Origin of the sequence: Ruminococcus flavefaciens AE3010 (assembly GCF_000526795.1) — a bacterium.
GTDB classification, from domain to species: Bacteria; Bacillota; Clostridia; order Oscillospirales; family Ruminococcaceae; genus Ruminococcus; species Ruminococcus flavefaciens_D.
This window is the reverse complement of record NZ_JAGT01000001.1, coordinates 2,772,501-2,796,649: the sequence shown is the minus strand read 5'-3', so window position 1 is coordinate 2,796,649 and position 24,149 is coordinate 2,772,501. Positions and strand designations below refer to the sequence as shown.

Here is a 24,149-nt window from a genome sequence, read left to right as displayed (position 1 = left end):
TTTGTGCAATAAGCACTAATCATGAACTTCTTGTTAACATCTTTCTGGAGGATTGGGCTATTTACAAATTGTGCTAAACATGGTATTATATTGTTATTGTATTATATCCTCACAAGAGGAGTAGTAACAAGGAGGAATTTTGAAAATGAAAAGTTTTAAGTTCGACGCCAAAAGCATGGTATTGCTCGGTCTGCTGACAGCGATCGTAGCGGTATTCTCGTTTACCCCCATCGGTTCCATACCAATAGGTCCGCTGGTAATAACCCTGAATATCATACCTATCGCAATAGCTGCCATTTCGCTCGGTCCCGTAGGCGGAGCCATTATCGGAGGAGTATTTGGCATATTCAGCTTCTTGCAGTGCTTCGGAATCGGAGTGCTCAGCGGTATGGGAGCAATACTGGTAGATATCAATCTCCCGTTTGCATTTATCCAGCGTTTTGTACCGCGTCTGCTTGACGGTTTTCTTGCAGGACTTATCTTCCAGTGGGTCTCAAAGCTCACAGGTGTCCGCATCGCCTGCTTTATCACAGGCTTCTGCACAGCCCTCATGAACACAGCCTTTTTTATGCTGTCACTGGTGTTCCTCTTCGGAAATACAGAGTACGTTCAGGGACTTATGAAAGGCAAGAGCGTTATTCCATTCATTATTAGTTTTGTAGGAGTAAACGCACTGGTCGAAATGATAGTATGTACGATAGTTACAGGTGCTGTGGGAGCAGCTCTTTTCCAGGCAAAGCTCATCAAAGCTCCCGAGAAAAAAGCAGCAGTCAGGTAATATACAGCTTCTCTCTGAGGAGCAGACAGGTCAATCATACATTAAAGGTATACAACAGATCCAACTACATCGGCAGACTCAGGGGGACGTCGGAGCACGCTGCTCTTTACCGCCGGTTCTGTCGGTATCAAAGCATTGTTTGAAATGTTTATCCCGACATCATTCTCAGCACTTATCGGCACAGTCCTTTCATGGAAAAGCCGATAAAGACTTACAATTTTTCCAAAGACTGAATTCAAAAGCCTTTCCACAAACGGAAAGGCTTTTTTATGCAATACTGCCAATGCAATCAAATGAACCAAAATGGTCACGAAATGACCATATCTTGCAACATTCTACCATTTTGCAGAGCCTTTACCCACACGCCCAAGCGAGCTTTTGAAAATTACTGCCAGTATAATCGGACTATTTTATAAAAAGTTATTGGTAGGTCAAACTATTTTTATGGTTTTTCCCAAACATTTCCAAAAGGGCTTCTTTTCTATTGACAGCGTGTAAAATAGGTGATAAGATGTATTTGGTGTATTAATAAGTAAGGAGCATAATAGATGTACAACAGAGCATTCCTGTTCAACGGCATCGGTTCAAAGCCCGAAAAGCTTCTCGTAAAGCTGCCGCCCGAACTCATGGATAAGTATGAATATTACATGGAAGCTGCATTCGGCAGACTGGGTCTGAACAAGGACCTTGAAAAAAACAAAGCCTACGACGGAAGAGTGGCAGAGTGGATAATCTCACTCATCTGCGACAGAGTAGTTTACGAGCACTACATAGACATGGGCATAATCCCCGACATCGGTGCGGGCTACAGCTCGGGAATAGTCAGCATAAGCGGCTGCTTCGGCTCTGTGCCCTACGAATTCGCACAGGACATCATTATGATGAACCGTTCCACTATGCGCTGCCTTGAAAGGAACGACCAGAAGCTTGACATGGGAATAGTTATCGGCTTCTCGTACAGCGACATCGAGGAAATGTTCAAAGACAAGTTCTCACCCGATGAAATCATCATCGGAAGCGGCAACTCCAAATTCCACGTAATGGTCAGCGGACGTGCCGACGCAGTAGAAGAGGCACTGGTGCTTTGCCAGAACGAGGGCGCTATCAAGGCGTTCAGCTTCGGTACAGGCGTAGCATACCACCACCCCATAATGAAGCAGTACTCACAGGAGTACGTGGATTTCTGCGGCTCAATAGCATACAGCGATCCCGAATATCCTATACTCTCTATCTTCGACAGAGAGATAATGACAAAGGGACAGCAGATAATGAAAGAAAACCAGCTGAATGTATATACACCTATCCGCTGGGATCTGGCTGTCAAAAAGCTTGAAGAGCTTGGCGTAACCGAGTTCTTCGACGTAAGCGCAAACGGCGCAGTGAGCAAGTTCTCACGTGTAAGCAGAATATGTAAAATTTACACTCTCGAGGAAGTATGCTGAGAACGTGTAGGTTTTCATATATAAACAAGCAGCCCCATTGAAAGGGAAAAGACAAGATTATTATTGATGGAGGATTTTATCATGAGAGAGATCACAGAAGAAATCAGACAGGAAATCAAGGACATGATCTTTGATTATTACGCAGAAGAGTGTGAAGTTGAAAAGGACGAGATCACTATGGACACAAACCCACAGGAAGACCTCGGCAGCGACTCACTTATGTTCGTTGAGCTTATCGAAATGACTGCTGATAAGTATGACCTCGACATCAAGCTCCAGAGCATCGGCAAGTATATGCTCAAGTCTCCTATGGACACAATGAGCGACGTTGTTGATATGTTCTGCAAGATCTATCAGTACGGCAACGACATCGTTAACCAGTAAGGGATACAGATGTTACAGTCTAATCATTCAGAGCTTCACGCCGAGGATGACATAGCCGTTCTCACTATTGACAACGGCCCCAAGAATCTCCTTTCCGAGCCCGAATTCATCGACCGCAAGGAGTTCCTCGGCTGGCTTCAGAAGAATCCGCAGATAAAGGCTCTTATCATCACAGGCAAGGGCAGACATTTCTCCCACGGCGCCGACGTTTCACGCTTCGGCACTGCAGGCGGTGATGAGCTTTCTGCAAAGCTTGAAAGCGCAAGAGAGCTTCTCCGTACTATTGAGAAGCTCCCCATAATCACAGCTGCTGCAATAAACGGCGGCTGCTTCGGCGGCGGACTGGAGGTCGCTCTGAGCTGTCAGTTCAGAGTTGCTTCACCCTCTGCTTTTCTGGGACTTCCCGAGATAATGCACGGCGTAGTTCCCGGTATGGGCGGCATGGAACGCCTTTACAGGCTCCTCGGCAAGGAAAAGGCTCTCCGCATGATTCTCTGCGGCGAGATGATCGGCGCCAAGGACGCTCTTGAACTGGGCCTCGTTACCAAGCTCAGTGAAAACAAGAATTCCTTCGATGAGACAGTTACTTTTGTAAAGGAGCTTCTCAGCGGCAAGAGCCTCGCACAGATAAACGCTATCATCGATACCATCAACCTTGCTTCGGACGGCGAAGTTGATCCTTCCAAGGGCAAGTTTGAGGCTGTTCTGGCGGAGGCGTTCAAAAAATGAGAAGAAGCTCTTACAAATTAACAGTAAGGGGCTATGAACTGGATTCCTTCGGACACGTCAACAACTCCGTATACCTTCAGTACGCAGAGACCGCTCTGTGGAACTTCTTCAAGGTACACGGACTGCTGGCAACTATTGTGGACGAAGGACTCTTTCCTGTTATAATGGAAAGCACCCAGCGCTACATACATGAGCTGAGGATGATGGACGAGGTCAGGATAGATACTGAGGTCACCTGCTCGGGCGGCATCGTAAGCTACAAGCATAACATCATAAACAAGAACACAGGTCTTGTTTCATGCAGAGTTTCAGGCAAGCTCGCCTACGTGGACAAACACCGCATGATATGCGATATCCCCGAAAAGGTGAGAGAGTGTCTGGAGGGGGACGAAAATGACGATAATTAATAACGAGATAACCGCCAGGGTCTCTCAGATAAGCTCGCTGTATCAGCTTCTTGAAAATAAGGAGCAGCTCGGCGAGCCTTGCTTGCTGCTCATCTGTACAGACGGCAGCACAGTTCTCGGCGCGGACGACAAGGAAAAGTCCGCAGTAAGAGAATTCCTTGCAGATGCACAGTTCATGACGGCAATAGTTTCAGAGGGCGAGCCCTCTGAGGAGCTCAGAGCCGCAGCGGATATGTGCATAAAGGCAGAGGAAGCGGACGAGTTCGTTGAGAAGATCTTCAAGGATAAGACCAAAAAGCAGATAACGGAGATAAATGCCTGCTTCATCGCAGCGCGCAGAGCTCCCGCAGAAAAGGTGCTCGAGACAGAGTCAAGAGCATTCTACCGCCTTATGGCAGACAAGAACGGGGGTGCAGCAAATGAGTGAGACAAGCGGAATGATACTTGAGGAACAGGACGGTATCCTTGTTCTCTCAATGAATATGGCAGGCAACAACCTTATGACCGCGGACTTCTTCAAGGAGTACGAGGCTGTAATGGCGCAGATAGAGGAAAAGGCTGCCAATAATACATACAAGGGACTTATAATCAAGGGCGCAGGCAGACACTTCAGCGTTGGCGCTGACGTTGCCGCTCTGGCAGACCGCTCCGCAAACGATGCCTACGACGACTCCACAGGAGAGCTCCCCGCAGGTCACATCAGGCAGAAGCATTTCTTCACATTTCTCCGTGAGCTCCCATTCCCCGTTGTAAGCGTGGTAACAGGCTTCTGTATCGGCTCGGGCAGCGAGATCGCTGTAAACAGCCACTACAGGATAATCGAGAAGAACGCAAGAGTAGGTCAGCCCGAATCCACATTCGGTATCCTCCCCGCACTTGGCGGAGTTGCAAGAACTATCGAGATATGCGGCGTTAAGAACGCTTATCAGCTCGTTATGTCCGGCGAGCTCATCCCTGCAGAGGACGCATTTGCGATCGGCTGGGCTGATATCTTCGCTGACAAAAAGCAGGGCGTTCCCGAGGCTGTATCACTTATAAATTATATTTCAGAGAGCACAGACAAATTCGTGCCTTTAAACTATAGGGAGTACATAAGCTCCTACTTAAAAAACAAGGAGGCGTGAATATGAAAATCGGAATAGTCGGCTACGGCAAAATGGGAAAGGACATCTTCTCCCTCTTCTTTGACAAGCTCCCCGATGCACAGTTTGTTGTCATCGACCTGTTCGGAGCCGAGGAGAACACCGCAGCATTACTTAAAACACTTGGCAAGAGCCTCAAGCGCAAGAAGCTCACAGAGGAGCAGTACGAATTCAAAAAGGACAGCTTCCTCTTTACTGACGATACCTCAGCACTCAGCGGCTGCGACGTCGTTATCGAGGCTGTATTCGAGAACATGGAAGCAAAGAAAGAACTCTTTGCAAAGGCAGCACAGGCTGTCTCGGATGACTGCCTGCTCCTTACAAACACATCATCACTGGATATCGCAAAGGTATTCGAGGATATCCCCCACAAGGAGCGCTGCTTCGGTCTCCACTTCTTCTACCCCGTAAAGCTCACAGGCTTCGTGGAGCTTAATATTCTCCCCGATACAGCACAGAGCAATGCGGACAAGGCTGCACAGCTGGTAAAAAGTGCAGGCAAGAAGCCTATCGTATTCTCAGGGGAATACCACATCTACCTGAATCAGATACTGTCATGCATGGTAGACCATGCAATATACCTCCGTGACAGCTTCGGCGTTACCGTCGCTGAGCTCAACAAGTCACTGGAGGAGCTCTTCCCCGTTGCAGCACCCTTTGACGTGCTGGACAGCATAGGTCTGGGACTTATGGCAGGAAACCCAAGCAACTTCCGCATCGAGAGAAACAAGGGACTTCTCGGTTACGGATGCGAGAAGCTGAACGGCTGGCTGAATGAGGGCTGCCCCAAGGAGACAATGACTTTCCTTGACTTCATGGCTGAACATGAGAGCGCAAGCGGCAAGGATTGCAGCAAGGCTCCTCTTTATATGGCAGCACTTATCCTCAATGAGACAGTAAATGCTGCAAGCGACTACACAGGCGACAAGGCAGTGCTTCTTGAAGCAGTACAGGATACTCTCGGACTTGCCGAGTCACCCGCAGACTATTACAGCAGATTCGGAGCTGAAAAGCTCTTTGCAGCTCTTGACGAGCTCAGCGCAAAGACAGGCTTCGGCTCATATGCACATCAGGAAAAAACAGTTTGGGATAAAACATTTTGTTAAAAAATTATCGAGATATGAGGTTGTTAATATGAAAAAAGTTGTTATTACCGGCATCGGTGCCGTTACATCAATAGGATATACCGCTGAAGACTACTGGAACGGACTCATTTCAGGCAAGTGCGGTATGAAGACCATCACACGTATCCCCCTTGACAAGCATGACACAACAGTTGCTGCCGAGGTCGGCGAGGACTTTGAGGCTGAGGCAGTAAAGTACTGGAAGAAGCGTCTTCTCAATGCCACAACCACAGCAACAAGAATGGGTCTTGCTTCCGCAGGAGAAGCTATCGAGGACTGCGGCGTTGACATCACAACATACAACGGCAAGAAGGTAGGCGTAGTATACGGCGTTATCGATACCTCCTACGAGGACTCCGAGCTTGACAAGCCACTCAACATCACACTGAAGAAGATGCCTAACGAGCTCCCTGCTCTGGTATCTATCAAGTACGGCTTCACAGGTCCTGCTTTCAATGTGAGCACAGCATGTGCTTCATCTGCTTACGCTATCACACTTGGCAAGCAGTTCATCGAGTCGGGACTCTGCGATATGGTCATCGCAGGCGGCATCTCAGGTATAATCACTCACCTTGTAATAAGCGGCTTCAATCAGCTCCTTGCAATGTCAGTAAATCCCGATCCCAATACAGCAGCCCGTCCTTTCACAAAGAACCGTGACGGCTTCATCATGGGCGAGGGCGGCGGTACAGTAGTACTTGAGTCCGAAGAGAGCGCAAAGGCAAGAGGAGCAAAGATATACTGCGAGCTTGCAGGCGCAGCAATGTGCGGCGAAGCATTCAACCTTACAGCTCCCAAGACAAACGGTGAGGGCATGGCTGAGTCCATAAGACTTGCACTTGACAACGCAGGACTTTCCCCCGACGCTGTTGACTATATCAACGCACACGGCACATCTACAGGTCTCAACGACCTCTACGAAACAATGGCAGTTAAGGAAGTATTCGGCAAGAGAGCTTATGATATCCCGATGTCAACAGTAAAGGCTTCCATCGGTCACACTCTCGGCGCAGGCGGAGCTCTTGAGGCTATCGCTTGTATCAAGGCTATAGAGACAGGCATCGTACCTCCTACTATACACTACGATGATCCCGACCCGGAGCTCGACCTCAACTACGTACCAAACAAGCCGCAGGAGCACAAGGTAGACGTTGCTATCTCAAACTCATTCGGCTTCGGCGGACACAATGCTACTCTTGTACTGAAAAGATACAACGGCTGATTTGAGCCGTTTCTGAAAGGATAAATAATTATGCCAATAGCACAAATGAAAACCAATTTCAAGTTCATCGCCCCGGCTGCAAAAACTGCTTTTCTTGACGAAGCAGCAACAGAGCTGGCTGATATACTCAAAAAGCCCCTGCCTGCAATAATGGTAATGCTTGACGACTGCTCAATGTATATGAACAAGTCCGAGGACACAGTTTTCTTCGCAGAGTTCAGATACATACTCCCACAGGAGTACGCAGACAACAAGGCAGCTTTCCTGAAAGAGCTTGCAGACAGAATGCTGAGTCTCATACAGAAGCACACTCAGGTGGATCCATACCGCATTTATATGCAGTTCACCGAAATGACCCGCGAGGGCGCATGGAAATACACAGGCTAACGGTTAAACTCTAAACACAGAAAGGACAAGATAAATATGAAATGGGCAATCAGAGACCTGCTTAACCCCGTAGTAACACGTTCACTCCTCTATGGAGCAGACCCCTTCGATCTGGAGGCAATACTCAAGAAGATAGACAGCATAAAGGTAAAGAGCGGCAAGCAGATCCAGGAGATCTGGATAAACGAATGGCATGCAAAGATCGACCGCTATTCCGAGCTCCGCGACAAGGCAGAGGCAGCAGGCAATAAGGTATCCGCAAGAGAGTACGCAAAAATGGTAACTCAGTGCCATTATGCATGCTTTATGATAAACATCGAGGACTTAGAGCACAAGACCGAGATATACAACGGTCTCGTTGAGAGCTACAGACGCTACGCCAAGCTCTGCAAGAACAAGATCGAGTACGTTGAGATAGACTCAAAGGCAGGCAAGATACCTGCATATATCCACTATCCCGACTCGGGCAGAAAGACCGACTACCCTGTAGTAGTTACCTACTCAGGTATCGGAAGCTGCAAGGAGGAGCTTGAAATGCTGGCTGCTCCCCTCAACGAGAGAGGTATCGCAGTTCTTACACCTGATATGCCCGGTGCAGGCGCTGCAATCATCTACAACAACATCAAGTGCGGCGGCAAGCAGCTTGAGGCTGCATTTGAAGGCATCACAAAGTTCATAAAGAATCACAAGAAGCTCGACGAGAAGAATCTGGCAAACTTCGGTCTCTGCATGGGCGGCGGCTACGCATTCCGCGCAACTGTAAAGAACCCCAAGGCAAAGGCTTGTGTAAGCCTCTTCCCTCTCCTTATGCACTTATCATCAATAGACAATATCCCGATATGGATGAAGCGCGGCAAGTGGAGCTCATACCAGTACAGTGACGATTATTATGAGGGCATGCAGGTACTTGAGGAGGGCACTCACAAGGCTGACTTCCTTATGGTATACAGCAGCGACGACAACTGGATGACTCCCGAGGCTTCAAAGGAAATCCTCGCCAAGGCTACAGGCTACAAGGAGTGCATACACATCGAGGACAAGCCCGCTTACGTTTCCGAGGAGACTATCATGCACGCTATGCCTGTTGGTGAGCAGTATCACTGGGTAAAGCACATTGCAGCAGACTTCCTTGCTGAAAGACTTATTGGGGGTAAGAAATAATGTCGGAAAAGTTTTTTGATTATTATGCCAAGTACGCTCAGGAAACACCTGACAAGGTAGTACTTAGGATCGACGAGAACGAGCTCACATATGCACAGTTCATGGAAAAGACAGCTGTTTTCGGCTCTGCAATGAAGAAGCTCGGTATCGGCGAGGACGACAAGGTGGGCATCTGCATGCCAAACAGCATCGAGTGGTTCATCGTTTACTGGTCAGCAGTAAGAATAGGCGCACAGCCTGTTCCAATGGATCCTCAGAGCGGCTCACTGGAGCTCTCAAAGCTTATCCCTGCTACAACATCAAAGATAATGTTCGTAACAGAGAAGTACAGAAACAACAACATCATCGCAGCTGTACACGATCTCGTACCTTCACAGCTCACACTGGACAAGGTAATATGCTTCGCTGATGACAGCGTTATCCCGCAGGACAGCTGCTACATCTCCGCTGACAAGTTCGCAGCAGAGTACGGCAGCAGTGAGTGCGATATCTACGAGCCCGATTATCTCCATACACTGTCACTTGCCTGCACATCAGGAAGTACAGGTATACCAAAGCTCCTCTCGGTTCCTTCGGGCGGATTCCTCTCCACACAGAGGGACATGGGCGACTACCTTGAATTCAAGGCTGACGACGTAATGATGCTGGGTATGACACTCTATCATCAGGGCGGCTTCGGCATGGGACAGCAGATGGTGCTCAAGGGCGGTACAGTTATGTATCAGCCCCAGTTCAACCCCGTAACATTCCTTGAAACAATAGAGAAGTACAAGATAACAGTTATCCAGCTCACAGCTACACTGGCAAAGGTGCTGCTTTCTACTCCCGACTTTGACAAGTACGACCTTTCAAGCGTTCGTGTAAGCTACTGGGCAGGAGAGGTCCTCCCCAAGGAGATAGCTGATATCTTCGTTGAGAAGCTTGGTATCCGTGTAGTAAACGTTATCGGCTCTTCCGAGACCTGCACCATGGTAGTATGGGACTCCGCTATCGATCAGGGCACAGACCCCAGCGATTTCAAGAAGCTCAGCTTCACTGATATCCGTGTTATCGACGGCGACAAGAACGAAGTAGCCGAGGGCGAAACAGGCGAGCTGTGCGTATACACAGACGGCGTTATCACCGAATACTTCGGCAACCCCGAGCTCTCCGCAGAGAAGATACTCACAGACGAGCAGGGACGCCGCTGGTTCTGCACAGGCGACCTTGTAAACAAGCTCCCTAATGGTATCGTTCGTTTCGCAGGAAGAAGCAAGCGTATCATCAAGCGCGGCGGCAACCTGGTCCACGCTGAGGAAGTTGAGGCTTGTCTCCTCACTCACCCCAAGATAGCAGCAGCTGCTGTTACAGACGAGCCGCACCCCATTATCGGTCAGCAGATAGTTGCATATATCCAGCCAAAGGGCGACGAGAGGATCACCCGCGGCGAGATCGCACACTACTTCGACGGCAAGCTTTCCGCATACAAGGTGCCCGATAAGGTAGTTCTCGTTGAAGAGATACCAAAGGACATCGGCAAGATACAGTTCAAATACCTGAGAAAAAAGGAGTATAAATAATGAATAACCTTAAATTTGAAGACTTCACAAAGGCAATTTCCGATTACGTAGGCGTTGATCCTTCCGAGATCACAAGAGACACAGACGTTTACGACGATCTTTTCCTCGATTCACTTGGACTTTTCGGTATGGGCTCAGAGATCACAGAGACCTTCAAGCTCAACATTCCCCTTTCACTGGTAGCTTCTATCAGCAAGGTAGGCGATATATTCGACCTCCTCAACGAAAAGGGCACACCTGTCGAGGAATAATATGGTATTATTCTTTTTCCCCCATGCAGGCGGCTCTGCAAAGAGCTACAGCTCCTTCAAGCGTTTTCTGCCAAAGGAGCTGACCGTAGTGCCTATGGAGCTCTCAGGACGCTTCACACGCTCCGCTGAGCCTCTCATAGACAACGTACCCGACTGTGTATCAGACCTTATAGAAAAGCACTCAGAGCTTCTCACAGAGGACTATGCGCTTTTCGGACACAGCATGGGAACAGTTCTTATAACAGAGTTCGTGAAGCAGACACAGGCAAAGGGACTTCCCCAGCCATGTCACATCTTCCTTTCGGGAAAGAATCCTCCCGACGAGGACGTACACTGCTTCAAGGACGTTACCACAGCCACTGACGAGGAGATAGTATCCTTCTTTACGGCAAATTCCCTTTCGTCAAGTGCTCCCGTTCCCGATGAGGAGCTTATGCGCACACTGAACCGCATACTCTGTACAGATGTACGTATGGCTGAGCGCTACAAGGCAACTCCCGAGGAAGTAAAGTTCCACTGTGATGTTACTGTTATATACGGCAAGGGCGACCCCCTTATGCAGAGCGTTGACATGAGCAGCTGGAGCAGATTTACCGACGGCAAATGTCAGATATATCCCTTTGACGGCGACCATTTCTACTATCAGCAGCACAAGGAAGAGGTCTGCGGCATAATCAAAGAAAAACTGCATATATAAAGCACAAAGCCCCCGCTATTGCGGGGGCTTCGTTCATCTCATTGAACCCTTACTAAGAATTATTACAAATTATCTGTTTAGAAATTAGCCCAAGTGTCCTCTCCTGTCTTAACGCTGTAGCTGCCAACATTACGACACTCGCTCTTATCAACACAGTTGCCTGCACTGTCAGTTACTATGAACTTGAGATCAACTTCCTCTGCGTAGTAATCATAGAATATTCTTGAATACCAGCCTGCACCTGACTGATATGTACTGCCGCTGCCTGTATAACATCTGTATATTTTTCCTCTTGTCCTATAAGTATTTGATCCCAGATTTGAATAAGTTCCTGTAGTGTAATAGCTGCCGTAACCGCCCTCTACCTTATAATCAACATAGTAATATCCGTCCTGTGTATAATGCTTTACTTCTTTCACTTTAAGAGGCTTTGTTACGTTCATAACTCCGCTTCCCACTGAAGCTGCATACGCATTGCCGTCCATGCTGTATATTATACAGCGGTACTTCTTATTATATGCGTTAAGATAAATGGTTCTTGTATTTGATGTTGCTGTAGTTATATCACTTCTGTAGAACTCTGTCCATGTGCTGCTGCCAATATCGGCTGACTGCCATACATACTGGTAATGACCTGTACCGCCCTGAACTGATACTGTGAAATCCTTTACAGTTCTTGTATTTTCGATATTGAATGTCTTGGGAAGTCCCTGCTTGAGGCTGTAGAAATTAATAGTTGCCTTGACTTTATTAGTTGTTACTGTGGAATTGAGTGAATCTGTGATAACGCAGTAATATGTGCCCGGATCAGTTACATTGAGATATGAGTTTGTTCCGATAACTGCATTGCCCGAATACCACTTGTATGTATAAGGAGCTTTTCCTCCGGCAACATTTGCATAGATATATCTGCCGTTCTCATTGCAGATAATAACGTCCTTGGGCTGGCTTGTTATTCTGAGGAAATTCTCTGTAACTATCGCACTGTTGCTTGTTACGGTATTGCCCTTGCTATCAGTTATCCTGCACTTGTATGTGCCTGCCTTTGGAGCGTTATAGGTCTGGTTTCTTCCTACTACAGTGCCGTTCAGCAGCCACTCGTATTTATAAGGCGCTGTACCGCCCTTAGCTTCAACAGAAAGAGCATATGTACTGCCGCTCTTGTATATGTAACCGCCCTTGGGCTGTGTCTTTATTTCAAGCTTTTCAGTTATAACGCAATTTTCTGTTGTGAATGAATCTACTGTAACAGGGATCAATCTGCCGTCTATTCTGCGAACTCTCCTTGTAGCGCTTACTGCACAGTAATATGTACCTGTCGATGTTGCGGGATAACTGTCCGATGTAGCTCCGCTGATAGTTGTTCCGTCCTTGTACCACTGATATTTAACGGAAACATCACTTGGTATCTGACAGGAGGAATCCTTCACAAGCTTTATAGTGATCTGACTGACGCTACCGCCTATCTGACCGCTTTTAGTATTAAGATGATATGCGAGCTTGCATGGTGCTGTTGTGGTAGTAGTTGTTTTTGAAGCAGCAGTTGTTGTAGTAGTTGTTACACGCGGTCTATTTCCTGTAGTCAGCCTTGGTCTCAGAAGATCATCATCCGAAGGAAGAGTAGTTAGCGGAAGAGTACGCTTGATCTGCTCATCGAACCGGATCGGGACTGTGGTCGTAACAGCTCCGCCTGCCTCTGTGGGGATAGTTTTCATATACTCATTCTCTATCTTCATTTCAGAGAAAGGAACGGCAGTTGTTGTGACATTCTCACCCACCTCTGTGGGGATCGTTTTTATCAATTCATTCTCTTTCATCAGCTGAGTGAAAGGAACTTTCGTTGTTGTGATCTCTAATTCAGCACTTGCAGGGATAGCGCCTGCGCCGCATAGTAAAACGGCACTGGAAATTAAGCTTAAAGCCTTCTTTGAAAAGTTTCTCATTTTTGACAACCTCCTATAAAACAATAATAATATGATCTGTTTTTTATTTTTATTCAAACAAGTTCGGCGCCTTGACTTGTTCTTAACTTTGACTATGTACAGATTATATCACGTTCATAGGAGCTTGAAAAGGTGTCATTTGTCACTTCGGCAGTGACATTTGTCACTTATTTTACCGAATTGGTTCAACAAGTAAAACAAAAAGGAACTGCAATTGCAGTTCCTTTTTACTATATCATGGATAATACTTTTTTCTATTAATTGCTGACAGCAGCCTTTTTTGCGGTAGTCGCAATAGCAGCGCCGCTGTACTTTACCTTTCTCACAAGAAGAGTAAGGATAATGAGCATTACTGCGAAGCCGAACTCCACAAGATAGCAAGTGAGCACGCTGCTTCTGCTGAAAGGCTCGATGTCGGCTATCATATTATTAGCCTTTACGTACCAGTAAGCAGGCAGGAACCTCGCAACCGAGAGCACGCCGTCGCTGAGGACCTCCATAGGGATAAATATACCGCAGAGGAAGCTCATACCAAGGCTGAGTGCCTGTGTGATAAGGTTAAGCACGTTTTCCTTTGGCTCAAAGCTGGATACGAATACAGCCATTGAGGCAACTACAACAGAGAAGATAAAGCTGTTGAGCACTGCGTACCAAGCTCTGCCCGTGTACATCTCCTTATTGAGCACAGCTCCGATAACGATGAGCAGCAGCCATACTGCAATTACGAATAATCCGCTGCCGAAGAAGAGCTGGAAGGTGTACTTTGAGCTTTGCATGCATGAGCAGTTTGTGCGGTAGCGAATGTCCTTTTTGTTCATGGTTACAAGCACCTGACAAACCACGATAAATACAGCTGCTATAAGGATATATGGCATATACTGGAAGTAGCCTGCGAAGTCCACGCTGAAGTGTGAATCGCCGCCCTTGTCCACTCTCAGCATATCCACCTCTGTGCTCTGTGAGAGAGCCTCCTCAGTGTTTTTTATAGCCTCGTCAAAGGTCATACCCATAGTGAGGTAAGCCTTTACCGAGGTGATATACTCATCGAGGAACTGTCCCATAAAGACTACGGAGTAGTTCTCGTCGATGTGATAGCTTCCGAAGAGGTCGGCGGTGTCCCCTGCTGCCAGCCTTTCAGCGTAGCCCTTATTTATAATAAGAGCGTAGTTTATGCGCTTATAATAAAGAGCGTCGATTATCTTGTCCCTGTCATTCTCTATTTCGACCATATCATTGCTTTTACCGAGAAATTCAATAAGCGCACGGCTTTCGGGAGTATCGTCCTCGTCGAAAACGCATATATCAAGCTTTGTGATCTCGAACTTATTATCCTTTGTGGAAGCATTTGTAACGAGTATAGAGATGACCACAAATACAATGATATATACCATTGCCGACGGAAGTCTTTTTCTTGTGACCTTCATCATTGCCTTAAATACTTGCATACTTTTTCCTCCTTGAACAGATAATGCCGAGAGAAATGAATATTACCGTAATGACTGCCATTGTTATAATCTTGGAGATATAGCGGTCATAGTCCTCATAGATGTTGAGGCAGTAGAAGCAGTCCGAGATGACCGCTACGGGATTGATGTTATTGAACCACGGAGCCTTTTCAGCTACAAGAGGTTTCATATTGCCCAGCATAAGACCGCTGAAAAAGCACAGCAGCATAGATGTGGTCATAAGTATAGCTGTCTTGACCTTTTCGTTTACACGGGCTAAAGAGCCTACCATAAAGCCAAAGGATACTCCGAGGATACCGCCGAATACCGCAGTAGGATATACCAGCCACAGTCTGTCGCCGAAATCAACTTTAAGCACGAATGCAAGGAAAGTTACGCATATCAGCATACATACCGTCTGCAATAAAAAGCTTGACGCAAGACTTGCAAGAACGCTTATCGACTTAGGCACAGGTGAGCAGCAGCTTCTTGCGCCCAGTGCCGAAAGGTCAGCCTGTGTGCGTGATGTAACTGTCATACCTGTTATACAGCCGAAAATCGCGACCATAGCAATGAGGTTGTAGAAGTACTGTGCATATACGTCGGGATTGCCCTGAGTAACAGGTATCTCCCTGCACGATGAAACAGTTTCCGAAGTAAGTGAGGTGATGACCTCCTGAGCCTTTTCGGGAGCTGTATTGATAGCGTCCATAGCTATCTTCTCGCGGACTGAATACTGCTCCACGAAGGATTTCAGCATGGTCTCGCGGAGTCCCTTTTCCTTGACTGTAAGTCTCAGCTTATCACCCGAGAAGATGATGCCCTCAACGTCGCCGTCATCAAGGAGCTTTTCAGCCTTTTCCTTATCTGCGAAGCTTACCTTGATAAAGGGCTCATCAGCGCTTGTTATATTGTCAAGCACCTGTCTGAACGCTGCATTTTCGCTCTCCTCTACCACTGCAACAGGTATGGAGCTGAACTTCTCCGTCTTTTCGTAAATGCTTCCGAAGCCTACCTTAAAGACTGTGCCGAGAAGTATGGGAAAGAGTATGAGCCATATGATAAGGTCCTTTGCGCGGAGACCGCCTTTCAGCTCATATTTGAGTATGTGCATGAACATATTCAGTCCTCCTTGTCTCTGAGAGCAGTACCTGTAATTTCAAGGAATACATCGTTGAGTGTAGGCAGCTCTGTGTAAACTCTGCCGAAGCCAAGCTCGTTCTTCTGCAAAACGTCCAGCACTCTTGTGAGGTTGTGCTTGCCGCCCGAGCAGTACACTGACAGCTTGCCGTTTTCAAAGCCCGAATCGTATACATGAGGCAGCGAAGCTATCTCTCTGAACGCCTTGTCGGGTAGCTCCAGTATCTCGATAGTGATAGTCTCTGTATTCTTTATCATGCGCTTGAGCTCGTCCTTGGTGCCCTCAGCCACCTTTTTGCCCTTGTCCATGATAGCTATGCGTGTGCATATCTGCTCTACCTCCTCCATGTAGTGCGAGGTATAGATAACAGTTGCACCGTTCTTGTTGAGCTCCTGTATGCCTTCAAGGATACGGTTTCTGCTCTGCGGGTCAACGGCAACTGTAGGCTCGTCGAGGATAATGAGCTTTGGCTTGTGAGCTATACCGCAGGCGATATTCAGTCTGCGGAGAAGTCCGCCCGAAAGCTTCTTGGGATAGAATTTGCGGAAGTCCTCCAGCCCCACGAACTTGATAGCCTCCTCAACGTACTGCTTTCTCTTTTCCTTGTCGGTTATGTAGAGACCGCAGAAGTAGTCGATGTTCTCGTATACCGTAAGCTCATCGAACACAGCCACGTTCTGCATGATAACGCCTATCTCCTTTTTGATGTCGTAGCTGACAGGCGTCATCTTCTTTCCGAATATCTCTATCTCGCCCTTGTCAAATGAAAGCAGGGACAGCAGACAGTTTATGGTAGTGGTCTTGCCCGAGCCGTTCGGGCCGAGAAGTCCGAATATCTCACCCTGCTCTATCTCCAGACCAAAGTGGTCCAGAGCTATGAGGTCGCCGTAGCGTTTAACGAGGTCCTTTATTTTAACAACAGTATTCATAGTGTTTTCCTCCCTTATGTTTTTCACTATAATCATTATACCTCATGGAAGAACACTTTTGTAGTGTCCCGTGTCAGTTTCTCATATGACATTTGTCACATTTCAGATATTGCAGATGTCATAAAATTAATTTCGCTTTTGTAACGTTACCGTAAGATAAGGGTGTTATACTGTGGTTACAATAAGGAAAGGTGGTCTTATTATGGAAAACAACATTATAATAAAAACAGAAAAGCTCTGCAAGCAGTACGGCGAGGGCGAGACAAAGCTCATGGCAGTCAACAGCGTAGACTTTGAAGTGCGCAAGGGCGAATTCGTAGCAATAACAGGCGAAAGCGGCAGCGGCAAGACCACTCTGCTGAACTGTCTCGGCTCACTGGACCGCCCCACAAGCGGCAACATCATAGTCAACGGCAGGGACATCACCAAGCTTGACGACAAGGGGCTCTCAGCCTACCGCAGAAAGAATATCGGCTTTATATTCCAGTCCTACAATCTTATCCCCGTGCTCAACGTGGAGGAAAATATAGTTCTCCCTCTGAATCTTGACAACACTCCTCCAGATATGGAGTTCCTTGAGGAGCTCCTGCGGCTGACGGGACTTGACAAGAAGCGTCAGAATTATCCCCACGAGCTCTCGGGCGGTCAGCAGCAGCGTGTAGCCTTTGCCCGCGCACTTATCCACAAGCCACAGATAATACTGGCGGACGAGCCCACGGGAAATCTTGACAGCAAGAACAGCCGCGAGATAATCTCCATACTGAAAAGCTCCATAAAGAAGTACAACCAGACTCTGATACTCATAACACATGACGGCAGCATAGCGACCCAAGCAGACCGTATCTGCCGTATCACCGACGGCGTTCTTTCAGAATAAAGGGGGCGGCATCATGAAACATCTTATCGCGCTTTCCATGAAGTATATCCGCCGACAAAGACTCCGCACCGTTCTCACGTTCATGTGCATAACCCTGTCGGCATTTATACTCACAACTATATGCGCCTACGGCAGCAGTCTCTATACCACATTATATAACGAGACCATTATGGACAACGGCAGCTGGGAGGTGGACATATCCTCATGGGTAGAACAGGCAAAGGACAAGACAAAAGCCGAGGATATAATCGCACACCACGCCGTAGTTGACGACTATATCTGCACAGACAGCGGCTTTATAAACACCACTATATATTCCGCAGACAATAAAGTAGGCTTATTAGAGCTTTCCGACGGAAAAAACACAATAGTCTGCAATAATCTGACAGTAAGCAATTTAAGCGGAAATACAGAACTTCTGGGCAAATATGACCAGAACAGTATCACTTCTGTCATAAACCCGTCCTCTTTAAAAAACGGCATCTTCGTTCCCAACTCATTAAAGGATATGGGCTATTCCGAGGGCGACACTATTACTCTTACCGTACGCCCTTTCACAGGTACTATTGACGAGGATTCCGACATTATAAAACAAGTCCGCGCCGAACTCAAAAAGAGATACGGCACGGAATACTGCAAGGGCGAGGAGGGCTACGAAAAGCTCACCAAGGAGGAGCGCAAAAAGGCATTCGGAGATTCCTTCTCCTTCTACCTTCATGCAAAAAAGCGCATGGCTTTCGGAAATATCCCCTATACCGATATTCAATACGGCACACCCGTTGAATACTCATTCAGGATAGCAGGCTTTATTGCTCCAAACGGAATTGTATTCGATGATGACTCCTTTATCATCGTAAATACAGGCAGTGAAAACCTCAGTCTCAATGATTTTCACGAGAAGAATCCCGATATCATATTCAATACCACACATGATATGAAAATACGTCTCACAGACAGCTGCGACTATGACGAGGCTCTGAAAATGCTGTTCACCGACCTTGGCTACAACTACGACACAGATTATCTCGATGAATACGAATATCCCCACCATGAAAACTCAATGCTCCTTGCACTTGAGCTGAAAAGCCCCTATGCTATCGCAAGCAAAATGGTAATGATAGTCCCCATGCTGTTGGTTCTTCTCATAGCATGGTTCATAGCACGATTCGTTATCGACAACACCTTTGAAATGGCAGTGCAGGAGCGCAGCACCCACTTTGCTGCTATGCGTATAATGGGCGCTTCAAAAACTCAGGTAGCCTTTGTGGTACTGAACGAAGCCCTGTTCTACTGCTTCACGGCAGTACCTCTGGGAATGATACTGGCAGTGCTCATATGCAAAGCCTGCTTCACAGCACTGAAAAAATCAGGACTGCCATACTTTGAGTTCTCCGCAAAGCCTGCATTTCTCATATTAGCCGCATTCCTGACCATAATAGCCCTGTTCATATCGGCATACACCTCAGCTATGTGGGCGTCGAGAAAGCTCTCCCCTGCCGAGGCTCTCAACTTCGGAAAGCCCAGAAGCAAAAAGAAGCTCCGCAAGAGAAAGTCTAAGCTGAACCTCAGCTTCAGGCAATTCCTGCGCCGCTACACAAAAAAGAACATCAAGGCATCAAAGAGCCGCTTTGTGGTTGCCACCATAACAATGGCACTGGGCGTGACCATGTTCACGGCGACCTCGCTTATAGGCACATATTTATACCGTGAGATCAAAAAAGAAGACATAATCTTTGACTTTGATTACTATATGGAAGGCTATGTCAGCAGCGAGCCCGACAAGCCCCTTGAAGAGACCGATAAATACTTCGGCGACAATGAGATATTTTCCAAGTACAAGATAACAGCCCTTGACTTCGTTATGCTCAGCACCGTGGACGGCTCCGATAAGGTCGTCACAGAAAAGCTGCTTACCCGTCCGCCGAAGAAAGGTGCGTCAGCCGTACGGCTCTGTGTTATCAGTGAAGCGGAGTACAACGAAAAAGGCATAGATACCCTTACGGGTATAAGCTATGAGGAGTACCGCAAAAATGACGGCGTCCTGTTCAATAACTCAGTATACGGCGACGGTTACTTTACCGATGAATTTGCCACATCCAAAAAGGAGATCTTTGACGAGAGCTATACCGATCTGAAAAAGGGCTTTACCATAACCGATTACAACGGCACCGCCTATCAGATCATCGGAAAGATGTCAAGCAAATTAGCTGACAATGCTATCATAATCCCCGTCGAAAAAGCTTCCGAATACGGTGTGAACTCATTCGACATCATTCTTAAAGTCTCTGACAGCAAGCACTACGAACAGGCAAAAGCAAATGTTGAGGAATTCAAAAAGAACTGCTTCTGTACAGATCTCAATGAGCTTTATATGTCCTGTACAGGATTTACAAGCTTCGTAAGCGCAATAATAAAGATAGTCCTCACATTCCTTGTATCCATATGGCTGGTAGGTATACTCTCCATGATAAACTCGGTAAACACCAGCGTACTCAACAGAAGCCGAGAGCTTATGATGCTGCGAAGCGTGGGAATGTCCAGAAATCAGCTCCGCAAGAGCGTAATGCAGGAGACTGTTATGTTTTCAGCCACAGCAGCCATATCAGGAACTCTCATCGGTATAGGCATATATATGCTTTGCATAATGAGCGAAATGAAGCTTAGTGACTTCTTTGCAGTACCTGCAGTTGCGGCAATAGCGCTGACCCTTAATATAATCATATCCCTTATCGCCGCGATACCTGCCGTAAGAAATCTCAACAGAGTAGAATCCATAGCACAGGCAGCAAACTCATAAAAGAAAAAGGTATAAAGAATGATCTTTATGCCTTTTTTGTCGCTTCCTTATGACTAACGAGTCATGCAATAGTATATTATCGCCTGCTGTATCTCAAGCAGCGCTTTTTTGAAGCCATATCCCACAAAATATTCTGAATCGATGGCGTCGGCAGAGACCTCCTCTCCGCGGTAAAACGGCGGACATGGATCAAGAACTGCTCCGCTGTTTGCCTTTTTCAATGCATCAAGTGTCACCTGACAGCCTTTAAAATCATCGAGAACGTCTGCTGACAGACAGTCGGTACAGATAACGTCCTTGCCCGCAATAGCCTCATAAATGTCATTGTAGGTCTTTACAGAGGGTATCTCATAGCCCTTTCCGCAGCACTGCTCCAGCTCAAAGCCCATGACCTCAGCGGCATTCTTCCATTCAAGACCTATATTGCCTCATTTACCAACGAAAAGATACTTGTCCCTGCGGAAATCCTCACGTATTTTTGAGAGAGAATACATATCCGTGAGTATCTCGCAGGGGTGATTCATGCTTGTCATCGCATTGATAAGCGGAGCGTCAAGGCAGTCCGCCATTGCTTCAAGAAGCTCTATTTTACTGTGACGAACCACAACGCAGTCCGCCCAGTTATCAAGATAGCCGCACACATCGCGTATATCCTCTTTCTTATCGAGAGTCTCCGTGGGAAACAGTATGCACTGTCCGCCCATGAGATAAATTGCTTTCTCGAAAGACACCCTTGTTCGGATACTCGCCGCAGGGAAAAACATGACCACAGTCTTTCCGCGGAGAAAGTCGCTGTGAGCTCCTGCCGCCATATCATCGGCTATTGAGAATATCTCAAATACATTCTCGGGAGCAAGTCCGTTAAGTCTCAGAAGATCCATGTCATTTCCTCCTCAGATACATTACCTCACGCAAAGGTTTACCGCCGATATTATCGTCCATATAGTCCCCTGTGCAGATAAAGCCGTGCTTTTCATAGAAACGCCGTGCGCGGTAGTTATCCTCCAGTACCCAGAGAAGTATCTCCGTAAAGCCAAGAAACTCAAGCTCCTCGATACATGATTCCATAAGCTTTGAGCCGATACCCTTTCCAATATACTCAGGCAGCAGATAAATAGTCACGATCTCACCGCAGCTGCTGAACTGCTCCCAGCGGGATACTCCGAAGCTTGCGGTGCCGACTATTTTATCGCCGTCAAAGGCACCTATCTCGGTCCTTCCGTTATGGAGGATATTTCCGCCCCATTTATCCTTTGGTCTGTTTTCCATCCACTCCATGGGAACGATATCTTTATAAGCGAACTTCCAGCTTTTCTCGTAAATTTCTCTTATAGCACCGAAATCATCATTTTCTGTAATATTTCTTATTATCATGTCACCACTTCCTTTAGAAAAACAAATTATATCACATCGCAGCCCATAAGTCAAGACCTGCATAAAAAGAAAAACACGCAAATGCGTGTTTTAAACAAAGAAGGGGATAAATAATAAAGGAAGAATTAATTAAGACGTGGAAGGGAAATGATCAACATTCTTGTTTCCTTGACTGTATTATATCACATTTTGTATACTTTGTCAAGCTTCTCGGTCTATAATTAACAGTTTTATAACATTTTGTATACTGTTTGTGGATATAGCATAGTATTCTCCGAAACAAAAAAGCCTGCAACAGCAGGCAGAAATATGATCTCATGAAAAATAAAAAACGCCTGCTATTGCAGACGTTCTTTGGCTCCCCCTGCCCGGCTCGAACGGGCGACAACTCGGTTAACAGCCGAGTGCTCTACCGACTGAGCTAAGGAGGAATATATATGTCGGCACTGATTTAGTTTCCCGGGCCGTCACCAGCCAAGTATCGTCAACGTGAATGAGCTTAACTTCCGTGTTCGGAATGGGAACGGGTGTGACCTCATTGCCATAAGCACCGACTAAATATTGATGACCCGTACCAGAATCGAACTGGTGTTACCGGCGTGAGAGGCCGGTGTCTTAACCGCTTGACCAACGGGCCAAAAAATTGGTGCACCATCGGGGACTCGAACCCAGGACCCACTGATTAAGAGTCAGTTGCTCTACCAACTGAGCTAATGGTGCATTTCAAACTGCTTAACTATTATATCACATTTGAAGTAATTTGTCAAGCGATTTCTTCAATTTTTTTTTAAAACTTTTGAAGGAATAAAGCGTAATGCGAGGCGATCACTCTGAATGAAGTAAAAAGGAAAAGCCCTCGACCGATTAGTACTCGCAAGCTGAACGTGTCACCACGCTTACACTTTGAGCCTATCAAACTCATAGTCTTTGAGAGGTCTTACTCTTACGAAGGGATATCTTATCTTAAGGTCGGCTTCACGCTTAGATGCCTTCAGCGTTTATCCGTTCCGCACTTAGCTGCCCAGCTGTGCCATTGGCATGACAACTGGTGCACCAGCGGTGCGTCCATCCCGGTCCTCTCGTACTAGGGACAGCTCCTTTCAAATATCCTACGCCCACGACAGATAGGGACCGAACTGTCTCACGACGTTCTGAACCCAGCTCGCGTACCGCTTTAATTGGCGAACAGCCAAACCCTTGGGACCGAATTCAGCCCCAGGATGCGATGAGCCGACATCGAGGTGCCAAACCTCCCCGTCGATGTGGACTCTTGGGGGAGATCAGCCTGTTATCCCCAGGGTAGCTTTTATCCGTTGAGCGACGGCATTTCCACTCACATACCGCCGGATCACTAACTCCAACTTTCGTTACTGCTCGACCCGTCAGTCTCGCAGTTAGGCTCGCTTTTGCGTTTGCACTCAAAAGCATGGTTTCCATCCATGCTGAGCGAACCTTTGAGCGCCTCCGTTACCTTTTAGGAGGCGACCGCCCCAGTCAAACTGCCCACCTAACAATGTCCCCTGACTCGATTCAGAGCCACAGGTTAGAATTCCAGCACCTCAAGAGTGGTATCCCAAGGTTGACTCCATAAAGGCTGACGCCCTTACTTCCCAGTCTCCCACCTATCCTGTACATGAAATACCGAAATTCAATATTAAGCTACAGTGAAGCTCCATGGGGTCTTTCCGTCTAGTCGCGGGTAACCGGCATCTTCACCGGTACTACAATTTCGCCGGGCGGGTTGTTGAGACAGTGCCCAAATCGTTACACCATTCGTGCGGGTCAGAACTTACCTGACAAGGAATTTCGCTACCTTAGGACCGTTATAGTTACGGCCGCCGTTTACCGGGGCTTCAATTCAGAGCTTGCACTCCTCCTCTTAACCTTCCGGCACCGGGCAGGTGTCACCCCATATACGTCATCTTTCGATTTAGCATAGAGCTGTGTTTTTGCTAAACAGTCGCTTGGGCCTATTCTCTGCGGCTCTTAAAGAGCACCCCTTCTCCCTAAGTTACGGGGTCAACTTGCCGAGTTCCTTAACAACCCTTCTCCCGTTGGCCTTAGAATCTTCTTCCTGTCTACCTGTGTCGGTTTGCGGTACGGGCTCCATCTTCTATACACACAGCTTTTCTCGCCTTCTTCCAAGTTTACTTCCCGCTCATTCGCAGTCCCTTACGACCGAGGCAACCAACGCTCGGCTAAACCCTTCAAAAGTGTCCCTGTGCTTAAATGAATGGAGGCTACGGAATTTCTACCGTATGTGCATCGGTTACGCCTTTCGGCCTCACCTTAGCTCCCGGCTTACCAGAAGCGGACGAACCTTCCTTCTGAAACCTTAGACTTTCGGCCATTATGATTCT

23 protein-coding genes, 3 tRNA genes and 2 rRNA genes (1 of these 28 only partly in view) are annotated in these 24,149 nt (G+C 47.2%); 16 read left to right on the top strand and 12 right to left on the bottom strand.

What is annotated here, in order from left to right; translation table 11 throughout:
* The first annotated feature begins 145 nt into the window (after positions 1-145).
* From N774_RS0112400 to N774_RS0112335, 14 genes are all read left to right on the top strand, one after another.
* Positions 146-778, top strand: coding sequence for an ECF transporter S component (locus tag N774_RS0112400; RefSeq protein WP_024861541.1), 633 nt, complete (start codon positions 146-148; stop codon positions 776-778).
* A gap of 548 nt (positions 779-1,326) precedes the next feature.
* Positions 1,327-2,220, top strand: coding sequence for a malonyl CoA-ACP transacylase (locus tag N774_RS0112395; protein ID WP_024861540.1), 894 nt, complete (start codon positions 1,327-1,329; stop codon positions 2,218-2,220).
* An 81-nt stretch (positions 2,221-2,301) separates the two neighbouring features.
* A complete protein-coding gene (locus N774_RS0112390) occupies positions 2,302-2,604 on the top strand; it encodes an acyl carrier protein (RefSeq protein ID WP_024861539.1) in 303 nt (100 codons plus the stop codon).
* A gap of 9 nt (positions 2,605-2,613) precedes the next feature.
* On the top strand, positions 2,614-3,333 hold the full coding sequence (locus N774_RS0112385; RefSeq protein ID WP_024861538.1) for an enoyl-CoA hydratase/isomerase family protein: 720 nt from the start codon (positions 2,614-2,616) through the stop codon (positions 3,331-3,333).
* On the top strand, positions 3,330-3,740 hold the full coding sequence (locus N774_RS0112380; RefSeq protein WP_024861537.1) for an acyl-CoA thioesterase: 411 nt from the start codon (positions 3,330-3,332) through the stop codon (positions 3,738-3,740). Before N774_RS0112385 ends, N774_RS0112380 begins: the two co-directional genes overlap by 4 nt.
* Complete coding sequence (locus N774_RS0112375) at positions 3,727-4,167, top strand: hypothetical protein (RefSeq protein ID WP_024861536.1); 441 nt, start codon at positions 3,727-3,729, stop codon at positions 4,165-4,167. The genes N774_RS0112380 and N774_RS0112375 overlap by 14 nt, the downstream gene beginning before the upstream one ends.
* Positions 4,160-4,864 carry an enoyl-CoA hydratase/isomerase family protein gene (locus N774_RS0112370; RefSeq protein WP_024861535.1) on the top strand — a complete coding sequence of 235 codons (705 nt, stop codon included), beginning with the start codon at positions 4,160-4,162 and terminating at the stop codon, positions 4,862-4,864. The genes N774_RS0112375 and N774_RS0112370 overlap by 8 nt, the downstream gene beginning before the upstream one ends.
* A gap of 2 nt (positions 4,865-4,866) precedes the next feature.
* Entirely contained in the window at positions 4,867-5,988 is a 1,122-nt protein-coding gene (locus tag N774_RS0112365; protein WP_024861534.1) for a 3-hydroxyacyl-CoA dehydrogenase family protein, read from the top strand.
* Between the two features lie 28 nt (positions 5,989-6,016).
* Positions 6,017-7,228, top strand: coding sequence for a beta-ketoacyl-[acyl-carrier-protein] synthase family protein (locus tag N774_RS0112360; RefSeq protein WP_024861533.1), 1,212 nt, complete (start codon positions 6,017-6,019; stop codon positions 7,226-7,228).
* 45 nt (positions 7,229-7,273) lie between these two features.
* Positions 7,274-7,615 (top strand): phenylpyruvate tautomerase MIF-related protein, encoded by a 342-nt coding sequence (locus N774_RS0112355; RefSeq protein WP_242836617.1) that lies wholly within the window; start codon positions 7,274-7,276, stop codon positions 7,613-7,615.
* 36 nt (positions 7,616-7,651) lie between these two features.
* Positions 7,652-8,776: a dienelactone hydrolase family protein gene (locus tag N774_RS0112350; protein WP_024861531.1), complete on the top strand. Its 1,125-nt coding sequence runs from the start codon at positions 7,652-7,654 to the stop codon at positions 8,774-8,776.
* Complete coding sequence (locus N774_RS0112345) at positions 8,776-10,335, top strand: class I adenylate-forming enzyme family protein (protein ID WP_024861530.1); 1,560 nt, start codon at positions 8,776-8,778, stop codon at positions 10,333-10,335. Before N774_RS0112350 ends, N774_RS0112345 begins: the two co-directional genes overlap by 1 nt.
* A complete protein-coding gene (locus N774_RS0112340) occupies positions 10,335-10,586 on the top strand; it encodes an acyl carrier protein (RefSeq protein ID WP_024861529.1) in 252 nt (83 codons plus the stop codon). Before N774_RS0112345 ends, N774_RS0112340 begins: the two co-directional genes overlap by 1 nt.
* A gap of 1 nt (position 10,587) precedes the next feature.
* On the top strand, positions 10,588-11,283 hold the full coding sequence (locus N774_RS0112335) for a thioesterase II family protein (RefSeq protein ID WP_024861528.1): 696 nt from the start codon (positions 10,588-10,590) through the stop codon (positions 11,281-11,283).
* A gap of 77 nt (positions 11,284-11,360) precedes the next feature.
* Here the strand turns inward: N774_RS0112335 and N774_RS0112330 are convergent, their stop codons facing one another.
* The 4 genes from N774_RS0112330 to N774_RS0112310 all read right to left on the bottom strand — a co-directional run bounded on the left by N774_RS0112330 (position 11,361) and on the right by N774_RS0112310 (position 16,741).
* Entirely contained in the window at positions 11,361-13,226 is a 1,866-nt protein-coding gene (locus N774_RS0112330; protein WP_024861527.1) for an immunoglobulin domain-containing protein, read from the bottom strand.
* 257 nt (positions 13,227-13,483) lie between these two features.
* Positions 13,484-14,671 (bottom strand): ABC transporter permease, encoded by a 1,188-nt coding sequence (locus tag N774_RS0112320; protein WP_024861526.1) that lies wholly within the window; start codon positions 14,669-14,671, stop codon positions 13,484-13,486.
* A complete protein-coding gene (locus N774_RS0112315; protein WP_024861525.1) occupies positions 14,658-15,791 on the bottom strand; it encodes an ABC transporter permease in 1,134 nt (377 codons plus the stop codon). Before N774_RS0112315 ends, N774_RS0112320 begins: the two co-directional genes overlap by 14 nt.
* Before the next feature lie 2 nt (positions 15,792-15,793).
* Positions 15,794-16,741 carry an ABC transporter ATP-binding protein gene (locus N774_RS0112310; protein WP_024861524.1) on the bottom strand — a complete coding sequence of 316 codons (948 nt, stop codon included), beginning with the start codon at positions 16,739-16,741 and terminating at the stop codon, positions 15,794-15,796.
* A gap of 202 nt (positions 16,742-16,943) precedes the next feature.
* On the opposite strand from N774_RS0112310, the gene N774_RS0112305 reads away from it, so the two are divergent.
* On the top strand, positions 16,944-17,618 hold the full coding sequence (locus N774_RS0112305; RefSeq protein WP_024861523.1) for an ABC transporter ATP-binding protein: 675 nt from the start codon (positions 16,944-16,946) through the stop codon (positions 17,616-17,618).
* Positions 17,619-17,631: 13 nt separating this feature from the next.
* A complete protein-coding gene (locus N774_RS0112300) occupies positions 17,632-20,415 on the top strand; it encodes an ABC transporter permease (RefSeq protein ID WP_024861522.1) in 2,784 nt (927 codons plus the stop codon).
* A gap of 53 nt (positions 20,416-20,468) precedes the next feature.
* On the opposite strand, the gene N774_RS19850 is transcribed toward N774_RS0112300, so the two are convergent.
* From N774_RS19850 to N774_RS0112265, 8 genes are all read right to left on the bottom strand, one after another.
* The gene (locus N774_RS19850; RefSeq protein ID WP_242836615.1) at positions 20,469-20,804 is read right to left on the bottom strand and encodes a hypothetical protein; all 336 of its coding nucleotides are present in this window, start codon (positions 20,802-20,804) and stop codon (positions 20,469-20,471) included.
* A gap of 39 nt (positions 20,805-20,843) precedes the next feature.
* Positions 20,844-21,296, bottom strand: a complete 453-nt coding sequence (locus N774_RS19845; protein WP_242836614.1) for a hypothetical protein — start codon at positions 21,294-21,296, stop codon at positions 20,844-20,846.
* 1 nt (position 21,297) lies between these two features.
* Positions 21,298-21,789: a GNAT family N-acetyltransferase gene (locus tag N774_RS0112290; protein WP_024861521.1), complete on the bottom strand. Its 492-nt coding sequence runs from the start codon at positions 21,787-21,789 to the stop codon at positions 21,298-21,300.
* Positions 21,790-22,144: 355 nt separating this feature from the next.
* A tRNA-Asn gene (locus N774_RS0112285) sits at positions 22,145-22,220 on the bottom strand.
* Between the two features lie 7 nt (positions 22,221-22,227).
* Positions 22,228-22,344, bottom strand: a 5S ribosomal RNA gene (rrf, locus tag N774_RS0112280).
* A 10-nt stretch (positions 22,345-22,354) separates the two neighbouring features.
* Positions 22,355-22,426: transfer RNA gene (locus tag N774_RS0112275), tRNA-Glu, on the bottom strand.
* A 7-nt stretch (positions 22,427-22,433) separates the two neighbouring features.
* Positions 22,434-22,509: transfer RNA gene (locus N774_RS0112270), tRNA-Lys, on the bottom strand.
* A 124-nt stretch (positions 22,510-22,633) separates the two neighbouring features.
* Positions 22,634-24,149 (bottom strand): 23S ribosomal RNA (locus tag N774_RS0112265) (it continues 1,314 nt past the right edge of the window).

What these genes read in the sequence shown, in the direction of transcription:
- N774_RS0112375 (WP_024861536.1), top strand. Translation starts at nt 3,727, where the DNA reads ATGACGATAATTAATAACGAGATAACCGCCAGGGTCTCTCAGATAAGC.
- N774_RS0112380 (WP_024861537.1), top strand. Translation starts at nt 3,330, where the DNA reads ATGAGAAGAAGCTCTTACAAATTAACAGTAAGGGGCTATGAACTGGAT.
- N774_RS0112360 (WP_024861533.1), top strand. Translation starts at nt 6,017, where the DNA reads ATGAAAAAAGTTGTTATTACCGGCATCGGTGCCGTTACATCAATAGGA.
- N774_RS0112390 (WP_024861539.1), top strand. Translation starts at nt 2,302, where the DNA reads ATGAGAGAGATCACAGAAGAAATCAGACAGGAAATCAAGGACATGATC.
- N774_RS19850 (WP_242836615.1), bottom strand. Translation starts at nt 20,804, where the DNA reads ATGGGCTTTGAGCTGGAGCAGTGCTGCGGAAAGGGCTATGAGATACCC.
- N774_RS0112395 (WP_024861540.1), top strand. Translation starts at nt 1,327, where the DNA reads ATGTACAACAGAGCATTCCTGTTCAACGGCATCGGTTCAAAGCCCGAA.
- N774_RS0112315 (WP_024861525.1), bottom strand. Translation starts at nt 15,791, where the DNA reads ATGTTCATGCACATACTCAAATATGAGCTGAAAGGCGGTCTCCGCGCA.
- N774_RS0112290 (WP_024861521.1), bottom strand. Translation starts at nt 21,789, where the DNA reads ATGATAATAAGAAATATTACAGAAAATGATGATTTCGGTGCTATAAGA.
- N774_RS0112340 (WP_024861529.1), top strand. Translation starts at nt 10,335, where the DNA reads ATGAATAACCTTAAATTTGAAGACTTCACAAAGGCAATTTCCGATTAC.
- N774_RS0112400 (WP_024861541.1), top strand. Translation starts at nt 146, where the DNA reads ATGAAAAGTTTTAAGTTCGACGCCAAAAGCATGGTATTGCTCGGTCTG.
- N774_RS0112350 (WP_024861531.1), top strand. Translation starts at nt 7,652, where the DNA reads ATGAAATGGGCAATCAGAGACCTGCTTAACCCCGTAGTAACACGTTCA.
- N774_RS0112310 (WP_024861524.1), bottom strand. Translation starts at nt 16,741, where the DNA reads ATGAATACTGTTGTTAAAATAAAGGACCTCGTTAAACGCTACGGCGAC.
- N774_RS0112365 (WP_024861534.1), top strand. Translation starts at nt 4,867, where the DNA reads ATGAAAATCGGAATAGTCGGCTACGGCAAAATGGGAAAGGACATCTTC.
- N774_RS0112355 (WP_242836617.1), top strand. Translation starts at nt 7,274, where the DNA reads ATGAAAACCAATTTCAAGTTCATCGCCCCGGCTGCAAAAACTGCTTTT.
- N774_RS0112330 (WP_024861527.1), bottom strand. Translation starts at nt 13,226, where the DNA reads ATGAGAAACTTTTCAAAGAAGGCTTTAAGCTTAATTTCCAGTGCCGTT.
- N774_RS0112370 (WP_024861535.1), top strand. Translation starts at nt 4,160, where the DNA reads ATGAGTGAGACAAGCGGAATGATACTTGAGGAACAGGACGGTATCCTT.
- N774_RS0112305 (WP_024861523.1), top strand. Translation starts at nt 16,944, where the DNA reads ATGGAAAACAACATTATAATAAAAACAGAAAAGCTCTGCAAGCAGTAC.
- N774_RS0112345 (WP_024861530.1), top strand. Translation starts at nt 8,776, where the DNA reads ATGTCGGAAAAGTTTTTTGATTATTATGCCAAGTACGCTCAGGAAACA.
- N774_RS19845 (WP_242836614.1), bottom strand. Translation starts at nt 21,296, where the DNA reads ATGGATCTTCTGAGACTTAACGGACTTGCTCCCGAGAATGTATTTGAG.
- N774_RS0112385 (WP_024861538.1), top strand. Translation starts at nt 2,614, where the DNA reads ATGTTACAGTCTAATCATTCAGAGCTTCACGCCGAGGATGACATAGCC.
- N774_RS0112320 (WP_024861526.1), bottom strand. Translation starts at nt 14,671, where the DNA reads ATGCAAGTATTTAAGGCAATGATGAAGGTCACAAGAAAAAGACTTCCG.
- N774_RS0112300 (WP_024861522.1), top strand. Translation starts at nt 17,632, where the DNA reads ATGAAACATCTTATCGCGCTTTCCATGAAGTATATCCGCCGACAAAGA.
- N774_RS0112335 (WP_024861528.1), top strand. Translation starts at nt 10,588, where the DNA reads ATGGTATTATTCTTTTTCCCCCATGCAGGCGGCTCTGCAAAGAGCTAC.